Source organism: Bacillus massiliglaciei, from assembly GCF_900098925.1.
Lineage (GTDB): Bacteria > Bacillota > Bacilli > Bacillales > DSM-1321 > Peribacillus > Peribacillus massiliglaciei.
The window spans coordinates 353905-375692 of record NZ_LT622359.1; the positions used below are offsets into that span (position 1 = coordinate 353905).

At 43.0% G+C, this 21788-nt stretch carries 20 protein-coding genes; 18 read left to right on the forward strand and 2 right to left on the reverse strand.

The window, feature by feature from the left end; all coding sequences use genetic code 11:
- Positions 1-47: 47 nt before the first annotated feature.
- The 4 genes from BQ4305_RS13695 (at position 48) to BQ4305_RS13715 (ending at position 6904) form a co-directional block, all read left to right on the forward strand.
- Positions 48-713, forward strand: a complete 666-nt coding sequence (locus tag BQ4305_RS13695) for a TetR/AcrR family transcriptional regulator (protein ID WP_110928300.1) — start codon at positions 48-50, stop codon at positions 711-713.
- Positions 710-3976, forward strand: coding sequence for a fused isobutyryl-CoA mutase/GTPase IcmF (icmF, locus tag BQ4305_RS13700; protein WP_110928301.1), 3267 nt, complete (start codon positions 710-712; stop codon positions 3974-3976). Before BQ4305_RS13695 ends, icmF begins: the two co-directional genes overlap by 4 nt.
- A 498-nt stretch (positions 3977-4474) precedes the next feature.
- Positions 4475-5029, forward strand: coding sequence for a DNA-directed RNA polymerase subunit delta (gene rpoE / locus BQ4305_RS13710; RefSeq protein ID WP_110928303.1), 555 nt, complete (start codon positions 4475-4477; stop codon positions 5027-5029).
- 270 nt (positions 5030-5299) lie between these two features.
- On the forward strand, positions 5300-6904 hold the full coding sequence (locus tag BQ4305_RS13715; RefSeq protein WP_110928304.1) for a CTP synthase: 1605 nt from the start codon (positions 5300-5302) through the stop codon (positions 6902-6904).
- A 259-nt stretch (positions 6905-7163) separates the two neighbouring features.
- Here the strand turns inward: BQ4305_RS13715 and BQ4305_RS22020 are convergent, their stop codons facing one another.
- Together BQ4305_RS22020 and BQ4305_RS13720 are read right to left on the reverse strand one after the other, a co-directional pair.
- Positions 7164-7292 carry a hypothetical protein gene (locus BQ4305_RS22020; RefSeq protein ID WP_267888111.1) on the reverse strand — a complete coding sequence of 43 codons (129 nt, stop codon included), beginning with the start codon at positions 7290-7292 and terminating at the stop codon, positions 7164-7166.
- Between the two features lie 54 nt (positions 7293-7346).
- Positions 7347-7880: a DUF2529 domain-containing protein gene (locus tag BQ4305_RS13720; RefSeq protein ID WP_110928305.1), complete on the reverse strand. Its 534-nt coding sequence runs from the start codon at positions 7878-7880 to the stop codon at positions 7347-7349.
- 241 nt (positions 7881-8121) lie between these two features.
- Between BQ4305_RS13720 and BQ4305_RS13725 the strand changes: the two genes are divergently transcribed.
- The 14 genes from BQ4305_RS13725 to BQ4305_RS13790 all read left to right on the forward strand — a co-directional run bounded on the left by BQ4305_RS13725 (position 8122) and on the right by BQ4305_RS13790 (position 21772).
- Positions 8122-8493, forward strand: coding sequence for a response regulator (locus tag BQ4305_RS13725; protein WP_110928306.1), 372 nt, complete (start codon positions 8122-8124; stop codon positions 8491-8493).
- A 275-nt stretch (positions 8494-8768) separates the two neighbouring features.
- The gene (locus BQ4305_RS13730; protein ID WP_110928307.1) at positions 8769-9626 is read left to right on the forward strand and encodes a class II fructose-bisphosphate aldolase; all 858 of its coding nucleotides are present in this window, start codon (positions 8769-8771) and stop codon (positions 9624-9626) included.
- 141 nt (positions 9627-9767) lie between these two features.
- Positions 9768-10418 carry a fructose-6-phosphate aldolase gene (gene fsa, locus BQ4305_RS13735; RefSeq protein ID WP_110928308.1) on the forward strand — a complete coding sequence of 217 codons (651 nt, stop codon included), beginning with the start codon at positions 9768-9770 and terminating at the stop codon, positions 10416-10418.
- Between the two features lie 260 nt (positions 10419-10678).
- Complete coding sequence (locus BQ4305_RS13740; RefSeq protein WP_110928309.1) at positions 10679-11962, forward strand: UDP-N-acetylglucosamine 1-carboxyvinyltransferase; 1284 nt, start codon at positions 10679-10681, stop codon at positions 11960-11962.
- 102 nt (positions 11963-12064) lie between these two features.
- Positions 12065-13027, forward strand: coding sequence for a class II fructose-bisphosphatase (gene glpX, locus BQ4305_RS13745; protein ID WP_110928310.1), 963 nt, complete (start codon positions 12065-12067; stop codon positions 13025-13027).
- A 407-nt stretch (positions 13028-13434) separates the two neighbouring features.
- Positions 13435-14712: a transcription termination factor Rho gene (rho, locus tag BQ4305_RS13750; RefSeq protein WP_110928311.1), complete on the forward strand. Its 1278-nt coding sequence runs from the start codon at positions 13435-13437 to the stop codon at positions 14710-14712.
- Positions 14713-14862: 150 nt separating this feature from the next.
- Positions 14863-15063 (forward strand): 50S ribosomal protein L31, encoded by a 201-nt coding sequence (gene rpmE, locus BQ4305_RS13755; protein ID WP_110928812.1) that lies wholly within the window; start codon positions 14863-14865, stop codon positions 15061-15063.
- A 201-nt stretch (positions 15064-15264) separates the two neighbouring features.
- On the forward strand, positions 15265-15870 hold the full coding sequence (locus tag BQ4305_RS13760; RefSeq protein WP_110928312.1) for a thymidine kinase: 606 nt from the start codon (positions 15265-15267) through the stop codon (positions 15868-15870).
- A gap of 277 nt (positions 15871-16147) precedes the next feature.
- Positions 16148-17218, forward strand: a complete 1071-nt coding sequence (gene prfA, locus BQ4305_RS13765; RefSeq protein WP_110928313.1) for a peptide chain release factor 1 — start codon at positions 16148-16150, stop codon at positions 17216-17218.
- Positions 17211-18074: a peptide chain release factor N(5)-glutamine methyltransferase gene (gene prmC / locus BQ4305_RS13770; protein WP_110928314.1), complete on the forward strand. Its 864-nt coding sequence runs from the start codon at positions 17211-17213 to the stop codon at positions 18072-18074. The genes prfA and prmC overlap by 8 nt, the downstream gene beginning before the upstream one ends.
- Positions 18075-18276: 202 nt before the next feature.
- Positions 18277-19149, forward strand: a complete 873-nt coding sequence (spoIIR, locus tag BQ4305_RS13775; protein WP_110928315.1) for a stage II sporulation protein R — start codon at positions 18277-18279, stop codon at positions 19147-19149.
- Positions 19150-19398: 249 nt separating this feature from the next.
- A complete protein-coding gene (locus tag BQ4305_RS13780; RefSeq protein WP_110928316.1) occupies positions 19399-20454 on the forward strand; it encodes an L-threonylcarbamoyladenylate synthase in 1056 nt (351 codons plus the stop codon).
- Positions 20455-20525: 71 nt separating this feature from the next.
- Positions 20526-21080 carry a manganese efflux pump MntP gene (locus tag BQ4305_RS13785; RefSeq protein ID WP_234396963.1) on the forward strand — a complete coding sequence of 185 codons (555 nt, stop codon included), beginning with the start codon at positions 20526-20528 and terminating at the stop codon, positions 21078-21080.
- A gap of 251 nt (positions 21081-21331) precedes the next feature.
- Positions 21332-21772, forward strand: a complete 441-nt coding sequence (locus tag BQ4305_RS13790) for a low molecular weight protein arginine phosphatase (protein WP_110928317.1) — start codon at positions 21332-21334, stop codon at positions 21770-21772.
- Positions 21773-21788 lie beyond the last annotated feature (16 nt).

Below are 21788 nucleotides of genomic sequence, written 5' to 3' on the forward strand. Positions count from 1 at the left end.
ATTTCCGCACTGCGGAATGAATTTTCCTGCTGAAAAGGGGAGGGGAAATGAGTAAACGGGAAATCCATGCGTCTGTTAAGGATGAGCGCCTGATTCAGAAGCGCCGAACGCAAATGATTAAAGGAGCGGTGACTCTTTTTAAAGAAAAGGGATTTCACCGTACAACCACGAGAGAAATTGCAAAAGCTGCCGGCTTTAGCATCGGGACATTATATGAATATATCAGATCCAAAGAAGATGTTCTCTATCTCGTTTGTGACTTTATTTATGACGAGGTGCAGGAGAAGTTGCAAAAGGAAATTGACCAGTCACAGGGCACGTTGGAAAGTCTGAAAGTAACCATTGCTTATTTCTTCCAAGTGATGGATGAAATGCAGGATGAAGTTCTTGTCATGTACCAAGAGGTCAAAGCCTTGACGAAGGACGCACTGCCTTATGTGTTAAAAAAAGAGCTTCAGATGGTCTCCATGTTCGAGAAATTGTTGGAAAAATGTGTGGAAAACGGTGAGCTTTCTGTAAAAAAGGAACAGGTTTCCCTGATGGCCCATAATATTTTTGTTCAAGGACAGATGTGGAGTTTCCGGCGGTGGGCGCTTCAAAAGACGTTTAGCCTTCAAGAGTATATCAGCCTGCAGACAGACATGTTAATCCACGGTTTCGTGACAGGCAGCGAGGGAAACGAATCTGCATTAAGAGGGGGAAGAGCGGAATGACTCAAGGTACGGCTTATCAGCCAAAGCATCATATTCGCTTTGTGACGGCTTCCAGTTTATTTGACGGACACGATGCTTCGATCAATATTATGCGTCGGATTATGCAGGCAAGCGGAGCTGAAGTGATTCACTTAGGGCATAACCGATCGGTAGAAGAGGTCGTGAATGCGGCTATTCAGGAGGATGTGCAGGGAATCGCCGTGTCTTCCTATCAAGGCGGGCATGTAGAATATTTTAAATATATGTTTGATTTGCTTCAGGAAAAAGGAGCCGGACATATTGGCATTTATGTTGGCGGAGGAGGAGTCATTCTTCCGAAAGAAATGAAAGAGCTTCATGACTATGGAATAAAGAGGGTCTTTTCACCTGAGGACGGACGCCGGCTGGGATTGCAGGGGATGATTGATGTAATCATGAAAGAATGCGATTTTTCTACTGTCCAAAGTTCTCTCCATGATAAAGTTCAAGATTTATTGTCAGGAGATATCCGGGCAGTATCACAATTCATTACGTTTGCAGAGAACCAGCTGGATGCTGAAAAAGAAACGGCCACAACAGCAGAAAGTGTGCTGGAGCAAATCAAAGTGTCTGAAAAAGAAGCGCCTGTTTTAGGTATTACCGGAACAGGGGGTGCGGGTAAAAGTTCCCTTACCGATGAATTGATCCGCCGTTTTCTCAATGAGTTTTCAGATCGGAGGATTGCCGTTCTGTCAGTAGATCCGACTAAGCAAAAGACAGGCGGCGCACTGCTTGGCGACCGCATTCGCATGAATGCCATCTTTTCTGACAGAGTGTATATGAGAAGTCTGGCCACGAGACATTCAAGAAGTGAATTATCATTGGCGATTAAAGATGCGATCTCCATTACGAAAGCCGCTGGTTTTGACTTGATTATTTTGGAAACAAGCGGGATCGGTCAGGGAGATGCCGAAATTGCGGAGATTTGCGATATTTCCATGTATGTCATGACAAGCGAGTTTGGAGCCCCTTCTCAGCTGGAAAAAATCGATATGATTGATTATGCCGATTTGATTGTCATTAATAAATTCGAACGGAAAGGATCTGAGGATGCTAAAAACCAGGTGCAGAAACAATATCAGCGCAGCAGGATGCTTTTTGACCGGGAGCTTTCTGAGATGCCTGTTTACGGGACAATCGCTTCTCAATTTAATGACCAGGGAACGAATGCCCTGTTCGCCGCATTGGCTGGAAAACTGAACGAAAAATCAGACACAGCCTGGGAAACGAGATTCTCCAAACACGCAGAGGTAAAGAAGCAGGATGTGATTATCCCAGCCGACCGGCGCTATTATCTTCGCGAAATTAGCGAAACGATAAGGAGGTATCATAAACAAGCGGATGAGCAGACCGGTATCGCCCGCAGACTTTTTCAACTGGAGGGAGCGATTGAGGCGGTCCGGGAAATGAATGGAGAAACTTCCGCATTGAAAGTACTTGATGAAGCAAGAATAGAAACCGCTTCCAAACTAACGCCGGAATCCATGAAAAATCTTGAAGAGTGGCCGGTTTTAAAAGAAAAGTATGCTGGGGATCAATTTATAACCCGAATCCGGGATAAGGAAATTGTTACGAAACTTAAGACGAAGAGTTTATCCGGGTTGATGATTCCTAAGGTGTCTCTTCCCGGATACAAGGACTATGGCGATATTTTAAGCTGGGTCTACCGGGAGAATGTACCAGGAGCCTTCCCTTATACTGCAGGGGTTTTTCCATTCAAACGGCAGGGTGAGGATCCAAAGCGTCAATTTGCGGGAGAAGGTTCTCCTGAAAGAACGAATCGCCGTTTTCATTACTTATCCAAAGATGATGATGCGAAGAGGTTGAGTACTGCGTTTGACTCTGTTACCCTATACGGTGAAGATCCTGATTACAGGCCGGATATTTATGGGAAGATAGGTGAAAGCGGTGTAAGTGTATGTACATTGGATGATATGAAAAAACTGTATGCCGGTTTTAACCTTTGCCATCCTTCCACTTCTGTCTCTATGACGATCAATGGTCCGGCTCCCATCATTTTGGCGATGTATATGAATACGGCTATTGATCAGCAGCTTGACATGAAGGAGCAGGAATTGGGCCGCACTCTGACAGAGGAAGAGATAGAGAAGGTAAAGGCGTACACACTGCAGACAGTCAGGGGGACCGTTCAGGCTGATATCCTGAAGGAGGATCAAGGGCAGAATACCTGCATTTTTTCTGCTGAATTTGCCTTGAAATTAATGGGTGATATTCAGGAATATTTCATTGAAAATAAAGTCAGGAACTATTATTCTGTATCCATCTCGGGGTATCATATTGCTGAAGCGGGAGCCAACCCAATTTCACAGCTTGCGTTCACATTGGCCAATGGATTCACCTATGTGGAATATTATCTGAGCAGAGGCATGAAAATCGATGATTTTGCTCCGAACTTATCATTCTTTTTCTCAAATGGGCTTGATCCCGAATACACTGTCATTGGAAGGGTGGCCCGAAGAATCTGGGCGATCGTGATGAGAGAGAAATACGGAGCGAATGAACGAAGCCAGAAGCTTAAGTATCATATTCAGACTTCGGGACGTTCCCTTCATGCACAGGAGATTGATTTCAATGACATCAGAACGACTTTGCAGGCTTTAATGGCCTTGCAGGACAATTGTAATTCGCTTCATACAAATGCCTATGATGAGGCAATCACTACACCGACAGAGGAATCTGTGCGGCGGGCGATGGCTATCCAGATGATTATTACAAAAGAGCTTGGGCTGGCCAAGAATGAAAATTCACTGCAGGGCTCTTTCATCATTGAAGAGCTGACAGACTTAGTGGAAGAAGCGGTGCTCCAGGAATTCGAACGGATCAATGACCGGGGAGGCGTTCTCGGAGCAATGGAAACGCAGTATCAGCGAGGGAAAATCCAGGATGAGTCGATGCTGTATGAAATGAAGAAGCATACAGGAGAGCTGCCGATTGTCGGAGTAAATACGTATTTAAACCCTAATCCTCCATCTGAACAAGAGCTAGACAGCATGGAAATCGCAAGAGCATCCAAAGAGGAGAAGGAAGGGCAGATTCTCGGTCTCCAATCCTTTAAGGAGAGGCATCAAGAAGAAGGCAGGGAGCTGATTGAACAGCTGAAGGAAGCGGCATTAAACGGAGAAAATTTATTTTCTTATTTGATGGAATGCGTAAAAGCGGCAAGTCTTGGTCAAATTACCCATGCTTTGTATGAAGTCGGGGGGCAGTATAGAAGGAATATGTAAGCGGTGAGCGGCTGACTGCGGCCGCTTTTTACATAGGATGATAAATATTTTTGCTTAAATTTTTCACAATTTCTATAAACTCCCTTATAATAAGGGGAAAATAAGGAAAAAATGGTCTTGGAGCTGAGTGGATCAATGATAAAAAAAATTTTGATAATGATCGGTTTTTTAATAGCCATCTATATTTTATATGTCTTATATGACCACCAGCTGGGGGCCATTTCATTCTTTATAGTGGCAGTTTTTTTCTTTGTATGTGCGTATCGTCTATACATATCTGGTAAAGAACAAGAAGAAAAGGGTAATAATGACTAGATTTTGGTTTGCGGAAATACATGTTTTGCTGAAGATAGAACTAGCATAAAGTCGTTTTTATTGTTTATAATGGATATTATGTCTAGCAGGAAAAGCTGTCTGAATGACCGAATCCTGTTTTAGATTACTTGTGAGGTTAAAGAACACGAAAAGTGTTTGCAATAGAGAAGGGAAGTGCAGGGTTTGAGTTTAAAAGATTATTCCAAACAGCAGATTATGGAAATGTCATTATTAGAAATGGCTTATGAGCTTTTGGTAGATAAGAATGAACCGATTGTATTCAGTGATTTGGTGGATCAAATCGTCAAAATGCAAAATTTATCCCAAGAAGAAATCAGGGAAAGAATTGCTCAATTCTATACTGATTTAAATATTGACGGCCGGTTTACCTCTTTAGGTGATAATCGCTGGGGTTTAAAAGCTTGGTATCCTGTCGATCAAATTGAAGAAGAAGTCGTTCATTCAGCTGCAAAACCTAAGAAAAAGAAGAAAGCGAAAAAGGCTGCGCCGGTTGATGACTTTAGTGAAGATGCGGATGATGAAGAATTGTTTGACGAAGAACTGGATGATATCGAAGAAGATCTTGATGACGATGACCTTCTGGATGATGATGAAGATTTGGATGATGATCTTGTGGATGACGATGAAGAGATCATTGACGACGAAGAGTTTGATTTAGACGAAGACGAAGATGATGAAGATGAAGACGATGATGACTTGAAAAAGAAGGATGAATAATATAACAGCAAATGCTGCTTGACTTTTTAGGTCGGAATTTGTAGAATCATTTTTGGGCTCCTTAAAAAAGGACATAAAGAAAAATTATATTGCTCCCTTACTTTTGTAAGCGGAGCGTTTTTATTTTTAATGATGGTTCAGTCATCATTTTTTTATTTTTTCATGAATTCTTCAAAAAGGTGAAAACTAGAATGAGGCGCAAGTGTCGGCAAGGTTACAGTCTTTTTTTCATTTGGCAGTCTTACAATAAAATTATTAAGGGGGATGCATATGACAAAATATATTTTTGTAACAGGCGGAGTGGTTTCTTCATTAGGAAAAGGTATTACAGCCGCTTCATTGGGAAGGCTTTTAAAAAATAGAGGATTGAATGTAACGATTCAAAAATTCGATCCATACATCAATGTCGACCCAGGTACAATGAGTCCTTATCAGCATGGTGAGGTTTTTGTAACAGATGACGGCGCTGAAACAGATCTTGATTTGGGCCACTATGAAAGGTTTATTGACATTAACTTAGGAAAGCACAGCAATGTGACTACAGGGAAAATTTATTCAACGGTCCTTCGTAAAGAACGCCGCGGTGATTATTTAGGAGGAACGGTACAGGTTATCCCCCATATTACAAACGAAATCAAAGACCGAGTTTTCCGTTCCGGCAAAGAAACGAATGCAGATGTTGTCATCACAGAAATTGGCGGTACAGTAGGGGATATTGAGTCCCTTCCGTTCTTGGAAGCAATTCGTCAAATCAAGAGTGATATTGGCCGTGAAAATGTCATGTATATCCACTGTACTCTTGTGCCGTACATTAAAGCGGCTGGTGAAATGAAAACAAAGCCAACTCAGCATAGCGTTAAAGAACTTCGCAGTTTGGGTATCCAGCCAAACATTATTGTCGTTCGTACCGAAATGCCAATCTCTCAGGATATGAAAGATAAAATTGCTTTGTTCTGTGACATTGATACACAGTCCGTTATTGAGTGCCAAGATGCTGACACGCTATACACGATTCCTTTAGCACTTCAAGAACAAGGTATGGACCAAATTGTCTGTGACCATTTAAAACTGGATTGTGCCGAAGCGGATATGGAAGACTGGAAAGAACTTGTTTCTAAAGTGACTTCTTTAACAAAGAAAACAAGAATCGGTCTTGTTGGAAAGTATGTAGAACTGCAGGATGCTTACCTTTCTGTAGTGGAAGCCTTGAAACATGCAGGTTTTGCATACAGTGCTGATGTGGAAGTAAAGTGGATTAACTCTGAAAATGTCACAAAAGACAATGTCGATGAGCTATTGAATGATGTGGACGGCATTTTGGTTCCCGGCGGATTCGGCGACCGAGGAATTGAAGGGAAAATCGTTGCAACAGAATACGCCCGCACAACAAAGAAACCTTTCTTCGGTATTTGCTTAGGGATGCAGCTGGCTTCGATTGAATTTGCGAGAAATATTCTTGGTTTGAAAGATGCTCATTCAGCTGAAATCAATCCTGAAACAACAAATCCGATCATTGACTTGCTTCCAGAGCAAAAAGATATTGAGGACTTAGGCGGAACTTTGCGTTTAGGTCTGTATCCATGCAAGCTTGAAGAAGGTACAAAAGCTTATGCGGCTTATCAGGAAAATGTCGTATATGAACGCCACCGCCATCGCTATGAATTTAATAATGAGTATCGCCAGGCAATGGAGGCTGAAGGATTCGTATTCTCCGGTACAAGCCCGGATGGCCGTTTGGTTGAAATTGTAGAACTTAAGGATCATCCTTGGTTCTTGGCTTCTCAATTCCATCCTGAATTCATCTCACGTCCAAACCGGCCTCAGCCATTATTCAGGGATTTTGTAGGAATGGCCATTCAGCAAGGCGAAAGATAAACAAAGCTGGGACCAAAATAAAAATATCAAATTTCTCACGGAGAAATTTAATAATTCAGAGTATAGACACACTCGAAGATTTTCGAGTGTGTCTATACTCTTTTTTCTTTTAAAATAGAATTATGTAAATTGTGCAGGGTGATTGGAACGTAGGATGGACGCTTTCCGGAAAGCAAGTGCCTGGAGCGGAAAGCTGTGGATTTTAACTTTATTCATCCAAAAATGACAAAAGACACCGAGAAGGGGCAGTTCAAGCCTCTCAATGCCTTTTGTCGACAATTTGATATTTATTTGCTGCATGGATTTCCATTTCAAAGCACAGCCCGTCGCCTGAAGTCTTGCTGTCCCAAAAGAGCCCTTTCACTCCTGCAGGCCATAGCTTTCCCATTCTGTTTTGTCCCAGAACCTTCTTGTATTCTACTTGTTGAATCCCTGCAGCCTTTTATTCTTCATATTCCTTTAAAATTTCTTCTAAAGTAAATTTGATTCCATGATAGGCATAAAGGGCAGCCATCAAGTATGGATAACCGAATCTTTCTCCGGATTCATCCGGTATCAGACCTCTTTGTATTTTTAGGTCGATATGAACATCAGCAAGACTTACTAAGTCTTCAACGCTGTCCTTTTCCTTTTTTACGGAAGAGACGGCAACGAAGGGGAGATCAGCCTCCCGCAGCTGGCCTGCCAATTTTACCGCAGCCACATCGTCCGAATGGCGGCTGAATATAAGGAAACGATTTTCCTTTCCCATTTCCAGCGCAGTTTCAGCGAATTCTTCTGCATACGGAAATGGCTCTTTTCCTTCTAATGCCTCGTGCAGAATCCCTTTCATTTCTTTGAGGCCGTAAATATATATTTTTCCCTCACCAATGCCTGCTTGGGCTAAAAGGCGTCCGGCATCTTCTAGGCTGAATTCCTCTTCATCGGTGATTTTTTTGAAAATCCCGTTCATCTGTGTAGAAAATATTTTTAACATACGGAGCGAATCTCCTTCTTTTTTTAGATTTATTATAAAGCAACTTAACAAATTTCTCGAATTCCAAACTTAAGGGGGCAGATTCTGTATGCCAGCTGCGCTTTTGCTATGGTAAAATAACAATAGAAGAAAAAATTTAAAAAGTTCTGTGAACTGGCAGGTAATGTAAGCCGGCTATCGAATTTATAAAGGAGCTTTAAGGCAGGGTAAAAAAATTGCTAGAGGGGACGAGGTGGCTTTCATGACAGGGAAAATTTTAATAGTGGACGATCAGTTCGGTATACGGATCTTGTTAAATGAAGTACTGAACAAAGAAGGATATACGACGTTCCAGGCGGCCAATGGCATACAAGCCCTTGAGGCGCTGAATCAGCATGCTCCTGATCTGGTGCTGCTGGATATGAAAATTCCGGGGATGGACGGCATCGAGATTTTAAAAAGAATGAAAAAAGTAAATCCTGATATCCGTGTTATCATCATGACCGCTTATGGAGAGCTTGATATGATTCAGGAAGCAAAGGATCTTGGGGCACTTACCCATTTTGCAAAGCCTTTCGATATTGATGATATAAGAAAAGCGGTACGAGATCATCTTCCTATTAAGTCGAGCTGAAAACCATTCGTCCGCAGCGGCTGTCATTTCAGGCAGGCCGTGTTTTTTTCTGTCATAAATTTCTGTTTTACAAGGTGATAAGAAGCCTTTTCTTTCTGTTCCTATCAAAAAAATTAGGAGAGACGGCAGTCTATATTTGTTGCTGTTTCTTCCATGTATTGATATTCTAAAAGGGAAGTAATTGCGATACTTATACGAATGGTTTATCTCATTTCTGGGGATATCTAGTATGACTCGCTTTCTATGACCAACTTTACTATTAGGAGGAAACTTCAATGCCTTTAGTTTCTATGAAGGATATGTTAAACAAAGCTTTAGAAGAGAAATATGCAGTAGGGCAATTTAATATCAATAATCTTGAATGGACCCAGGCGATTCTCGCTGCTTCTGAAGAAGAGAAATCTCCTGTCATTTTGGGTGTATCTGAAGGTGCTGCCCGTCACATGGGTGGATTCTATACAACAGTTATGATGGTTAAGGGCCTAATGAAGGATATGAACATCAGTGTTCCTGTAGCAATCCATTTGGACCACGGTTCCAGCTTTGAAAAATGTAAAGAAGCAATCGATGCAGGATTTACTTCTGTCATGATTGATGCTTCTCATCATCCGATTGAAGAAAACATTGAAACCACTAAACAGGTTGTAGCCTACGCACACGAACGCAATGTTTCTGTAGAAGCAGAAGTCGGTACAGTAGGCGGTCAGGAAGACGATGTCGTTGCTGATGGCGTTATTTATGCTGATCCCCAAGAATGTGAGCAGTTAGTAAAAGAAACAAATGTGGACTGCTTCGCACCAGCACTTGGATCTGTTCATGGTCCATATAAAGGTGAACCGAACTTAGGATACAAAGAGATGGAAGAAGTACGTGATTTAACAAAAAAACCATTGGTATTACACGGCGGAACAGGAATTCCTACAAAAGATATCCAAAAGGCGATTTCTTTGGGAACTTCTAAAATCAATGTAAATACTGAAAATCAGATTGTCTTTACTCAAGCGGTGCGCGATGTATTGAATGCGGATGCAAATGTTTATGATCCACGGAAATATATTGCTCCTGGACGTGAGGCAATCAAAAAAACTGTTATAGGCAAAATCCGTGAGTTTGGTTCAAACGGCAAGGCGTAATTAACAAAACGGATAGCTGGAAATGGGCGGACCCTTCTTTTGTGCAAGTGCTTAAGGCGTACAGCCTGGGACTGCCCTGTTAAATGGAAGGGTCCTTTCTCTTTTTACAGACACACATACTACATATGGAGGATGACAAATATGAAATTCTTTATTGATACAGCAAATATTGACGAGATCCGTGAGGCTCATGCATTAGGTATCTTGGCAGGCGTGACAACTAATCCATCCCTTGTTGCCAAAGAAAAGGGAGTATCCTTCCATGATCGTTTAAGAGAGATCACAAGCTTAGTAAAGGATTCTGTATCTGCAGAAGTCATCTCTCTTGATTTTGAAGGCATGATGAAGGAAGCTGAAGAACTTACAGCCATCGCGCCTAACATTACCATTAAAGTACCTATGACTCCGGATGGCCTGAAGGCCGTTGCTGCCCTTTCGGCAAAAGGAGTCAAAACAAATGTGACACTTATCTTTAATGCCAATCAGGCTTTATTGGCTGCGAGAGCAGGAGCGGCTTATGTATCTCCATTTTTAGGACGTCTGGATGATATTGGTCAAAATGGTCTGCAATTAGTTTCTGATATAGCAGATATCTTTGCCATTCATGATATCCAAACTGAAATTATTGCTGCATCGATCCGCCATCCAATGCATATTACAGAAGCGGCGCTAAAAGGTGCGCATATTGCTACAGTTCCTTACAAAGTAATCTTGAGCCTGTTCAAGCATCCTCTGACTGATAAAGGCATCGAGGCATTTATTAATGATTGGAATAACAGAACGGAAGCTTAATCCCATTCTGTTTTCTGAACTTAGCGTGTAATTTCTTCCGTTCCGTCTCTTGGCTGTTTTTAGAGGCGGAACGATTTTATGAATTCTCCTCTACTTCTTTCATTCATATTTTTCTGTTAAATTTAACATTTTTTTACATAAAATAGAGTTTTTTGTGTAAACTAAAACAAGAAATTGAAAGCTGTCGAAATATGTGGATTGTTTATGGAAAAAAATGACTGTTATTCTTCTTGAGTGCTTAGCTTAGAAGGGAGTTTATTATGGAAAAACTTAAAATTGCCGGCGGATATCCTTTAAAAGGGAACATCCGAGTAAGCGGGGCAAAGAATAGTGCGGTTGCTCTTATCCCTGCCACAATATTAGCTGATTCGCCAGTGACGATCGAAGGATTGCCGGATATTTCTGATGTACGCATGCTCAAAGCTTTAATGGAGGAAATTGGCGGCGATGTATCTTTTAACGATGGAGAGATGATCGTAGATCCAAGCCGGATGGTTTCTATGCCTTTGCCGAGCGGACGTGTCAAAAAGCTGCGCGCTTCTTACTATTTAATGGGAGCCATGCTTGGAAAATTCAAGAAAGCTGTTATTGGCCTTCCGGGCGGCTGTCATTTAGGGCCGCGGCCGATTGATCAGCACATTAAAGGATTTGAGGCTTTAGGAGCCCATGTGACCAATGAACAGGGGGCCATCTACCTTCGCGCCGATGAATTGCGCGGGGCTCGGATTTACTTAGATGTCGTCAGCGTGGGGGCTACCATAAATATCATGCTGGCTGCTGTTCTTGCTAAAGGCAGGACTATTATCGAAAACGCTGCCAAAGAGCCGGAAATCATTGATGTGGCGACATTATTAAACAACATGGGAGCTAAAATCAAAGGAGCCGGTACAGATATCATTCGAATTGAAGGCGTAGAGAATCTGAATGGCTGCCGGCACACTATCATTCCGGACAGAATTGAAGCGGGGACTTTTATGATTCTGGCCGCTGCGGCAGGCGAAGGAATCGTCATCGACAATGTCATTCCGCAGCACCTGGAATCCGTCACTGCTAAGCTTAGGGAGATGGGTGTCCATGTGGAGACAAGCGACGACCAGATTTTCGTTGCTCCGGGCAAAGAGTATAAGGCTATAGATATAAAGACATTGGTATACCCTGGATTCGCAACGGATCTTCAGCAGCCTTTCACTTCGCTGCTTACCAAGGCTGAAGGGACAAGTGTTGTGACAGATACAATTTACGGAGCCCGATTTAAACATATTGATGAGCTGAGAAGAATGAACGCCAAGATTAAAGTCGAAGGCCGGGCTGCTATTATCAATGGGCCGGTTACGCTGCAAGGGGCAAAAGTCAAGGCAAGTGACCTTCGGGCCGGAGCGGCATTAGTAATTGCCGGCCTTATGGCTGAAGGAATTACTGAGGTGACAGGTCTTGAGCATATTGACCGCGGTTACAGTCATCTTGTTGAAAAGCTTTCAGGTTTAGGCGCTACAATCTGGCGGGAAGAAATGACCAAGGATGAGGTAGAACAATTGAAAAATTGACCGTTTCCTTGCTGTCTAATTGTGCTACAAGATATAGTATAATGTGTTATACTATTAATCGTAGATTAGAAAAAGCACGTTTGACACTGAGGAGGAGCCGAAATGGAAAGAAGTTTATCAATGGAACTGGTCCGTGTAACAGAAGCTGCAGCCTTATCTTCAGCCCGCTGGATGGGAAGAGGAAAAAAAGATGAAGCGGATGACGCGGCAACAACAGCGATGAGGGATGTTTTTAATACCATTCCTATGCAAGGAACAGTGGTAATCGGTGAAGGGGAAATGGATGAAGCGCCGATGCTTTATATAGGAGAAAAACTGGGTACCGGAATGGGACCGGCTGTAGATATTGCTGTTGACCCGCTTGAAGGAACAAATATCGTCGCTTCTGGAGGCTGGAACGCGCTTGCCGTATTGGCGGTCGCTGACCAGGGAAATCTTCTTCATGCCCCCGATATGTATATGGAGAAGATTGCAGTAGGACCGGAGGCGGTCGGACAAATTGATATTCATGCATCTGTTCTGGACAACTTGAAGGCAGTGGCCAAAGCAAAGAATAAGGATATTCAGGATGTTGTGGCAACTGTTTTAAACCGTAAACGCCATGAGAAGATTATTCATGAATTACGTGAAGCGGGAGCCCGTATCAAGCTGATCAATGACGGAGATGTGGCAGGGGCCATCAATACGGCCTTTGACCAAACCGGTGTTGATATTCTTTTCGGCTCTGGCGGGGCTCCTGAAGGCGTTATTTCAGCGGTTGCCTTAAAATGCCTTGGCGGAGAAATCCAAGGAAAGCTTCTGCCTCAAAATGAAACAGAAGTGGCACGCTGCGGAAAAATGGGAATTGATCTGAACCGTGTGCTTCGCATGGAAGATTTAGTCCGCGGTGACGATGCAATTTTTGCTGCGACAGGCGTGACGGACGGAGAACTCCTGCGAGGGGTTCAGTTCAAAGGGAATTATGGTAAAACCCAATCTGTCGTTATGCGTGCCCAGTCCGGTACGGTACGGTTCATAGACGGACGGCATAGTTTAAAAATCAAACCTAATGGCATAATAGGTTAAGAGAGACAGGGGCATTCCATTCTTCTGTAAAACGAGCGGGCGGATTTTCCGTCCGCTTTCCCTCTCAAAAACTTTCAGTTGAATAATTGAAATAAAGGAAGTACAATAAATCTTGTTTTAAGAAAAAAATAAAATCTGTTCTTCTTCTAACTTCACGAAGTCTTCCATCCATTTTCTTCAATTTAAATACCCTTCTAAAGAAATGTTGCCGTTTAGGCAAGCTTTAGGTGAAGCCAGAGGCCTGGGCTAATTTTTACAGCAAATATATTCCGCTATACGGCCTTTTATTTTCGGCGGATGTATAGCATGTTCGCCGTGTGGAAAGCAGGTGTGGTTTTTATATGGCCATGCCTTAGACTGCTTGTCCATCGGTTGAGGATGTTAATTATATAAAGTGTGGTGTCATAATGAATTTAACGATTTCCAATTTAGAAAACATGAAACTGAAAGACTTATATGAGCACGCACGCCAATATAAAGTTTCCTATTACAGCAAGCTTTCAAAAAAGGAACTTATTTTTGCGATCTTAAAGGCTCAGGCAGAACAGGACGGGCTTCTTTTCATGGAAGGAGTACTTGAAATCATCCCATCAGAAGGGTTTGGCTTCCTTCGTCCGATTAACTATTCTCCAAGCTCGGAGGATATTTATATTTCAGCTTCACAAATCCGAAGATTCGACCTCAGAAATGGGGACAAGGTATCTGGAAAAGTCCGTCCTCCAAAGGAAAATGAACGGTATTATGGCTTGCTTCATGTGGAAGCGGTTAATGGAGATAACCCGGAAAGCGCAAAGGAACGGGTTCATTTCCCTGGATTGACGCCTTTGTATCCAGACCGCCAGATCAGGCTGGAGACAACGCCGAAAAACCTGTCTACACGGATTATGGATGTTCTTGCCCCGGTTGGTTTCGGACAGCGTGGACTGATTGTAGCCCCTCCAAAAGCCGGTAAAACCATGCTGATTAAGGAAATTGCGAATGCAATTACAACAAATCATCCTGAAGCTGAACTGATCGTTCTCCTTATTGATGAGCGTCCGGAAGAAGTGACGGATATTGAGCGTTCTGTAGCAGGTGATGTCGTCAGCTCGACGTTTGATGAAGTGCCGGAAAATCATATTAAAGTAGCGGAGCTTGTTTTAGAACGGGCTATGAGGCTTGTGGAACATAAGCGCGACGTCATTATTCTGATGGACAGCATTACCCGTTTGGCGAGGGCTTACAATCTTGTCATTCCTCCGAGCGGAAGAACTCTTTCCGGAGGTATCGATCCGGCTGCATTTCACAGGCCGAAGCGTTTCTTCGGAGCAGCCCGTAATATTGAAGAAGGGGGCAGCCTGACCATTTTGGCAACAGCCCTCGTTGATACTGGTTCCCGCATGGATGATGTCATTTATGAGGAATTTAAAGGAACCGGCAATATGGAACTGCATCTGGATCGTCAGCTGGCTGAAAGAAGAATCTTCCCAGCTATCGATATCAGGCGTTCCGGAACAAGGAAAGAAGAACTGCTGATTCCGAAAGAACATTTAGATAAACTATGGGCGATTCGGAAAACAATGTCTGACACGCCTGATTTTGTAGAGAAATTTTTGCGCCGCTTAAGGCAAACTAAGGGTAATGAAGAATTTTTCAGTAAACTGGATGAGGAAATGAAAAAAGGAGCGGCAGTCAAGCGTTCCTAAGATTGTTCCAAAACAAAGGTTGCACAAGCTGAGTGAAGTTGATATAATGAACCCATGTGTTTTTACAATAATTGAGAGGGTCCATTGCGGCCTTATCTTGAAGTATATAACTCTGTTTCGAATGATTCAGGGCAGAAGGAGCTGAAAAGAATGAAAACTGGAATTCATCCAAATTACAAACTTGCAAAAGTAACTTGTTCTTGTGGTAACACTTTTGAAACTGGTTCAGTAAAAGAAGATATCAGAGTGGAAACTTGTTCAGAATGCCACCCATTCTATACTGGCCGTCAAAAATTCGCTGAAGCTGGCGGACGTGTTGACCGTTTCAATAAAAAATATAACCTTAAATAAGGTTCAGCAGAGGGAAATTCCTCTCGGGTTGCCGATATGTGCACCGTTAGTGAATTACACTTTGTACATGCAGGAAGCAGGCAAGCACCTTTACTTGCCTGTTTTTTCTTTTGCAGATACCTCTTTTGAAGGAATAGATAACCGGGATCCTGAATGAACCGAAGAAACAGGATCGTAAGGTGGAAGGGAGTCATCGTTTCGATGTATGAGATGAAACAATCAGGCTGGATTGAATTAATTTGCGGCAGTATGTTTTCTGGAAAATCAGAGGAATTAATCAAAAGGGTCAGCCGGGCGAAGTTTGCTAAGCAAAACATTGCGGTTTTTAAACCGGTTATTGATAATCGCTATGCGGAAGAGGCTGTTGTGTCCCATAATGGAACATCAGTGATGGCAAAGCCGATTGCGCATTCCACTGAGATTTTTAAATATCTTCAGGAAGATCTTAATATTATTGCGATCGATGAAGTCCAATTTTTCGATGAAGAAATTGTGGATGTTGCCCAGCATCTTGCGGACAGCGGTTATCGGGTTATCCTTGCGGGTTTGGATCAAGATTTCCGCGGAGAGCCATTTGGCCCGATGCCTGATTTATTAGCTCTTTCGGAGTCGGTGACTAAGCTTCAGGCTGTTTGTTCTGTTTGCGGTTCTGCAGCAAGCAGGACACAAAGATTGATAAATGATCAGCCTGCTTCGTATGATGATCCCGTTATCCTTGTTGGTGCATCTGAATCATATGAACCGAGATGCCGTCATCATCATGAGGTGCCAGGCAGACAAAAGGCGCTTATAAAAGAGAAAATGTAGCAGACTGCTGATCAGCTGCCTTGACACAGTTTGAGATACCATATGATTACTCTGCTTGCCATCGGATGGCAGGCAGTTTTTTATTTCCCATCCAACGGAGGGAGGGAAGACGGACCTCTTTCAAAAGGCTGCTTGGATAAATGGAGTAATGTTCCCCGAGGTGACAGCAGCTCCGTGCCTTTTGACGATGTTTATTGACCTATACTATAATAAATGTAATTGTGAAAAGCTGGATTTCCCCCTGTTTTGAAGGGGAATAAATTATGAGGTGAATAACGTGTTTGATCGACTGCAGGCAGTAGAAGATAGATATGAAAGATTGAATGAACTATTAAGCGATCCGGAAGTAATTAATGATTCAAAAAAGTTAAGGGAATATTCCAAGGAACAATCAGGGATCCAGGAAACGGTCATGGCCTATAAGGAATATAAAGAAACGAAAGAGCAATATCAAGACGCTAAAGCGATGCTGGATGAGAAATTGGACAGTGATATGCGTGAGATGGTTAAGGAAGAGATGAATGAACTGGCAGCAGCCATGGAAGCGTTAGAGGAAAAACTGAGAATTCTTCTGATTCCTAAAGACCCAAATGATGATAAGAACGTGATCATGGAAATCAGAGGGGCTGCAGGCGGAGATGAGGCAGCGCTATTTGCCGGAAGCCTTTACAGGATGTACAGCCGATTTGCAGAGGTGCAAGGATGGAAAACGGAAGTTATTGAAGCGAGCCCGACAGGTCTTGGCGGATATAAAGAAATTATCTTCATAATCAATGGAAATGGCGCTTATTCCAAATTGAAATTTGAAAATGGCGCCCACCGTGTTCAGCGGGTTCCTGAAACCGAATCGGGCGGCCGTATTCATACTTCGACTGCTACGGTGGCAGTTCTGCCTGAAGCAGAAGAGGTGGAAATCGAAATCCATGACAAGGATATCCGAGTCGATACGTTTGCTTCCAGCGGACCTGGCGGACAAAGTGTCAATACGACTATGTCAGCTGTCCGGCTGACTCACCTTCCGACCAATACAGTCGTTTCCTGTCAGGATGAAAAATCGCAGATCAAGAATAAGGAAAAGGCGATGAAAGTATTGCGCGCCCGGGTATATGATAAGATTAACCGGGAAGTTCAGGCGGAATATGATCAAAACAGGAAGCTGGCTGTAGGTACTGGCGACCGTTCTGAGCGAATTCGCACGTATAATTTTCCGCAAAACCGTGTAACAGATCATCGGATCGGACTTACCATTCAGAAGCTTGATCAGATTATGGAAGGCAAACTGGATGAAGTGATTGATGCACTGATCCTAGAAGACCAATCTTCACGATTGGAGCATGCGGATGAGTGAGAAAAAAATATATGAAGCCCTGAATTGGGCTTCTTCTTTTTTAAAGGAGCGCGGAAGAGAGGCTAATGCCGGTGAAATTCTTCTGCAGTCTATCCTGGGACTGACCCGTTCCCAATTATTAGCCAGCCTTCAGGATGCAGTGCCTGCCGGCCGTCTGAGTGAATTTGAAGAGGCAGTCTGTATGCATGGAGAAGGACGGCCGGTACAGTATATTACTGGGAAAGAAGAGTTTTACGGAAGGACGTTTCTGGTAAATGAAGAGGTGCTTATTCCCCGTCCGGAAACCGAGGAATTGATCTATCATACTCTGAATAAGATAAAAGGCGTGTTTGGGGAAGTGAAGAATCTTGAGTTGGTGGATGTAGGTACGGGAAGCGGCGCTATCGCCATCACGATGAAGCTTGAAGCGCCGGACCTTCATGTAATGGCTACAGATATAGCGGAAACATCTCTTCAAGTAGCCCGGCATAATGCGGAAAACTTAAAAGCTGATGTGACATTCGTACAAGGGGATTTGCTGCAGCCTTTACTGGACCGGCGGAAGCAGATTGATATTCTGCTATCCAACCCTCCCTATATTCCAGAGCGCGACAAAGAGTGGATGTCGGAAGTGGTGACTGGCCATGAACCGCATCGGGCACTTTTTGCCGGCAAAGATGGATTGGCCTTTTACCGCCGTTTTATGGAACAGCTTCCGCTTGTTATGAAAGCGCCGGGACTGATAGGATTCGAATTCGGTTATGGACAGGGTGAAACAATTGCCGCGATGCTGAAAGAAACGTTTCCGGCTGCAGAGGTAGACGTCGAATATGATATTAATGGGAAAGACCGTATGGTTTTCGCCTTGCTTCGTTAATCCGCCTGTTTAGGCGGATTTTTTCGTCCCTAATGAGTGAAACATCGTGAAGGATTTGTCTTGGTCTCTTTTTTCGTTCTTCAAACAGGCTGATATGAGCGGAAACTCTCTGTTGTTCCATCGTGAAGATGATTTTTTTAAAAATGATAGTTTAAGATAAGGCAGACATGGCCAGACTGTCTGGTGTAAGGGGGAGAGGGTCATGTTAAAACGAAAATATTCAGCTATTATCTATCTATTAATTTTAACGATTGGAACAATTGCTAGTTTATATATACCGAAGACGGAAGCTGCTAAGACATCGGACGAGGTAATGGTCATACCGGATGAGGCGATTCGATTAAGGATTTTGGCTAATAGTGACCATGAAGAGGATCAGGCAGTGAAGAGACTGATTCGTGATCGGGTAAATGAATCCATCACAGAGTGGGTCGCCGAATTAACATCGATTGAAGAGGCCAGAAACGTGATTCGGGGAAACCTGGATGAAGTGGAGCAGATTGCAAAAGAAGTGATGGAGGAAGAAGGACTGAAGCAGACTGTTTCGGTGAAATTCGGTCAGGCAGACTTTCCGACAAAGCTTTATGGACAATACTTATATCCTGCTGGAGATTATGAAGCAGTTATCATTACATTAGGCGCAGGAGAAGGAGCAAATTGGTGGTGTGTCTTGTTCCCTCCATTATGTTTCTTGGATTTTTCGAATGGTACGGCTGTAAGCCAAAGTCCTGTGGAAGATCAGGGAAGTGCAGAGGAGACTGTTTCAAAAGAAAAAACGTCAGTTCCTGTGCAAGAGAGAGCAGAAAATGTTCCAGTGACTCAAGAAGAAACGGAAGAGCAGGCTGCCGTCAAAGCAGATGAACCAAAACAAACTGGTGAAGAGAAGCAGGAAAAACAAGAAAAAGAAGAAAGATCAGATCTGCAGCAGCCGGTGCAAGAAAAATCAGAACCGGAGCAAAGTGCAGGGGATGTGGATAAGCCGGCTAAAAATAGGACAACTGTGTATAACGGAGAAGAACCGCAGGAGATTGAAGTTAAATCTTTTTTTGGAGAGTTATTCACAAATCTATTTTAAAAAGGTAAGAATTACGCCATTTTTCAAAAAATGGCGTTAATTTATCCACTTGTCCACAATTTTATCCACATATAACTAACAAATGAGTTCATTTATTGCAAAAGTTATCCACTGATTACCCACAATATGTGCAGCACCCTTGTGTTATAGCTGAACGTATTTTATACTTTCATGGTATCTTTTAATATAAAAGGCTTAATTTACGCGGTTCATTCCGCTTGGCAATAAATAGAATGGTAGGTGCTCATATTGGAAACGAAATTTTGGAAAGTGGATAAAAGTGTGGATAAAAAAGAAGGTTATCCACAAATTATGCAGCCTGCTGATTTACTGATGAATGATGAAGTGGTAGCTTTTCCAACTGAAACGGTATACGGACTTGGTGCAAACGCCAAAAGCAGTACAGCAGTCAAAAAAATTTATGAGGCAAAAGGAAGACCGAGTGATAACCCGCTGATTGTTCATATTGCGTCTAAGCAGCAGCTTGAGGAATTTACAGAGTCAATTCCTCAAGCTGCAGCCAGGTTAATGGCAGAATTTTGGCCGGGACCCTTAACGGTTATTTTAAAGGAGAAGGCTGGAGTTCTTTCTGAATTAGTAACAGTCGGCCTTGGATCAGTGGGGGTAAGAATGCCGAATCATCCGGTTGCTTCAGCTTTAATTCAGGCAAGCGGATTGCCTATTGCAGCACCCAGCGCTAATACATCAGGAAAGCCAAGTCCTACGTTAGCTGCTCATGTGAAAGATGATTTAGATGGAAGAATCGCGGGAATTGTGGATGGAGGACCTACAGGAGTGGGGGTTGAATCAACTGTAGTCGACTGTACAGGTGAAATTCCCGTCATTCTTCGTCCGGGCGGAATTACAAAAGAACAAATTCAAGAAGTGATTGGCAAGGTGATTGAGGATGCTGCTTTGAAGAATCCTGCAGAAGCACCGAAGGCTCCTGGAATGAAATATACACATTATGCCCCGAAAGCCCCTCTGACATTGGTGGAAGGATCGCAGGGATTTTTTCAGCGTGTAATAGATGCCGAGAGGGCTGAGGGAAAAAAAGTGGGTGTATTAGCAGCTGAGGAGAATAAAGAACGATATGAGGCAGATTCTATTTTATCACCTGGTTCATTAGCGGATTTGTCCACAGTCGCTGCTGGTTTATATGAGACGCTGAGAAAGTTCGATCAGGAAGGCGTAAACGTTATATACAGCGAAGTGTTTCCGACAGACGGAATAGGTGCGGCTATCATGAATCGCCTGACTAAAGCAGCCGGGCAGAAGATAATGACAGAAAAAATCCAAGGATAATCAATCTAATCTTCTAACATTCTTCGGACATGCATACCATGTATAAGGCTAGTCCGGGGAGGGTGTTAGATTTGGAATCAGTCATAGGAGCATTAATTACATTAATACTTATGGCATTTGCCTTAGGAATGGACGCCTTTTCGATTGGCCTCGGCATGGGAATGTTCAAGCTGCGGATCAAGCAAATTTTCATCATTGGACTTACAGTCGGGGCATTCCATATGTTTATGCCTCTTTTAGGGATGGCAACAGGAAGGTTTTTATCAGATCAATTCGGAACGGTAGCGGGATATGCCGGAGGGATTTTGCTGATTATTTTAGGTGTCCAGATGTTTATATCGGGATTAAAAGGCAGTGAAGAGGCCATCCTGGCGCCTATAGGCAAGGGATTGGTAATTTTTGCGCTGAGTGTAAGCCTCGATAGTTTTTCAGTGGGGCTGACTTTGGGCATTTTTGGAGCAAAAACGGTAATGACCATTGTTTGTTTCGGTGTAACCGCGGCTGTTTTAACATGGGGCGGCTTAGTATTAGGGAGAAAAATGCAGGGAGTCCTCGGAATCTACAGTGAAATGCTCGGAGGGGGCATTCTACTTGCCTTTGGCCTAAAGCTGCTGCTCTCATTTTAAGTGAGTATAAAGATGCATTCTGCCCTGGAGACTAACCAGGGTATTTTGTTATAGGTATAATTATTCACAAGAATGTAATATTTTATCTTTCTTATACAAGAAAATGAGTACATGGATATGGTATTTTAAAAGTACAGAAAAAATGGATAGAAAATCCCTCTTTATTTATTTCCTGTATGACTGCTGAAAATATTCATGCCGTGTACTATATAATTAGAAAAGGAATGAAGGTAAAGAGGAGTGTGAAAAAGATGAACATTTTATTTGTCTGCACAGGGAACACATGCAGGAGCCCGTTGGCAGAAGCTATATTGAAGAGCAAGCAAATCCCTGGTATCGATGTGAGGTCTGCCGGGATTTATGCAGCGCCAAACCTAGATCTATCTGAACATGCGAAAGGGGTGCTTGATGAACATAATATCCTGCATTCCCATTCATCCAGACCTTTGACAGAGCATGAGGTGCGATGGGCTACTTACATTTTTACGATGACAGAGAGTCATAAGATGGCAATTGGCCAGGCCTTCCCTTTTGCCATTGATAAAACGTTTACTTTAAAGGAGTTTATCTATGACGATAAGAAAAACAGAGACATTTTAGATCCATTTGGCGGCCCGCTTGAATTATATAGAGAAACCTATCATGAACTGCAAGGCCTGATCGGGGAGTTGGTCCGAAAATTAGCTGAGTAGTTACGCTACAGGGGGA

Coding starts and splice junctions, on each gene's coding strand:
- BQ4305_RS13695 (WP_110928300.1), top strand. CDS start 48: ATGAGTAAACGGGAAATCCATGCGTCTGTTAAGGATGAGCGCCTGATT.
- icmF (WP_110928301.1), top strand. CDS start 710: ATGACTCAAGGTACGGCTTATCAGCCAAAGCATCATATTCGCTTTGTG.
- BQ4305_RS13715 (WP_110928304.1), top strand. CDS start 5,300: ATGACAAAATATATTTTTGTAACAGGCGGAGTGGTTTCTTCATTAGGA.
- BQ4305_RS22020 (WP_267888111.1), bottom strand. CDS start 7,292: ATGGGAAAGCTATGGCCTGCAGGAGTGAAAGGGCTCTTTTGGGACAGC.
- BQ4305_RS13720 (WP_110928305.1), bottom strand. CDS start 7,880: ATGTTAAAAATATTTTCTACACAGATGAACGGGATTTTCAAAAAAATC.
- BQ4305_RS13725 (WP_110928306.1), top strand. CDS start 8,122: ATGACAGGGAAAATTTTAATAGTGGACGATCAGTTCGGTATACGGATC.
- BQ4305_RS13730 (WP_110928307.1), top strand. CDS start 8,769: ATGCCTTTAGTTTCTATGAAGGATATGTTAAACAAAGCTTTAGAAGAG.
- fsa (WP_110928308.1), top strand. CDS start 9,768: ATGAAATTCTTTATTGATACAGCAAATATTGACGAGATCCGTGAGGCT.
- BQ4305_RS13740 (WP_110928309.1), top strand. CDS start 10,679: ATGGAAAAACTTAAAATTGCCGGCGGATATCCTTTAAAAGGGAACATC.
- glpX (WP_110928310.1), top strand. CDS start 12,065: ATGGAAAGAAGTTTATCAATGGAACTGGTCCGTGTAACAGAAGCTGCA.
- rho (WP_110928311.1), top strand. CDS start 13,435: ATGAATTTAACGATTTCCAATTTAGAAAACATGAAACTGAAAGACTTA.
- rpmE (WP_110928812.1), top strand. CDS start 14,863: ATGAAAACTGGAATTCATCCAAATTACAAACTTGCAAAAGTAACTTGT.
- BQ4305_RS13760 (WP_110928312.1), top strand. CDS start 15,265: ATGTATGAGATGAAACAATCAGGCTGGATTGAATTAATTTGCGGCAGT.
- prmC (WP_110928314.1), top strand. CDS start 17,211: ATGAGTGAGAAAAAAATATATGAAGCCCTGAATTGGGCTTCTTCTTTT.
- spoIIR (WP_110928315.1), top strand. CDS start 18,277: ATGTTAAAACGAAAATATTCAGCTATTATCTATCTATTAATTTTAACG.
- BQ4305_RS13790 (WP_110928317.1), top strand. CDS start 21,332: ATGAACATTTTATTTGTCTGCACAGGGAACACATGCAGGAGCCCGTTG.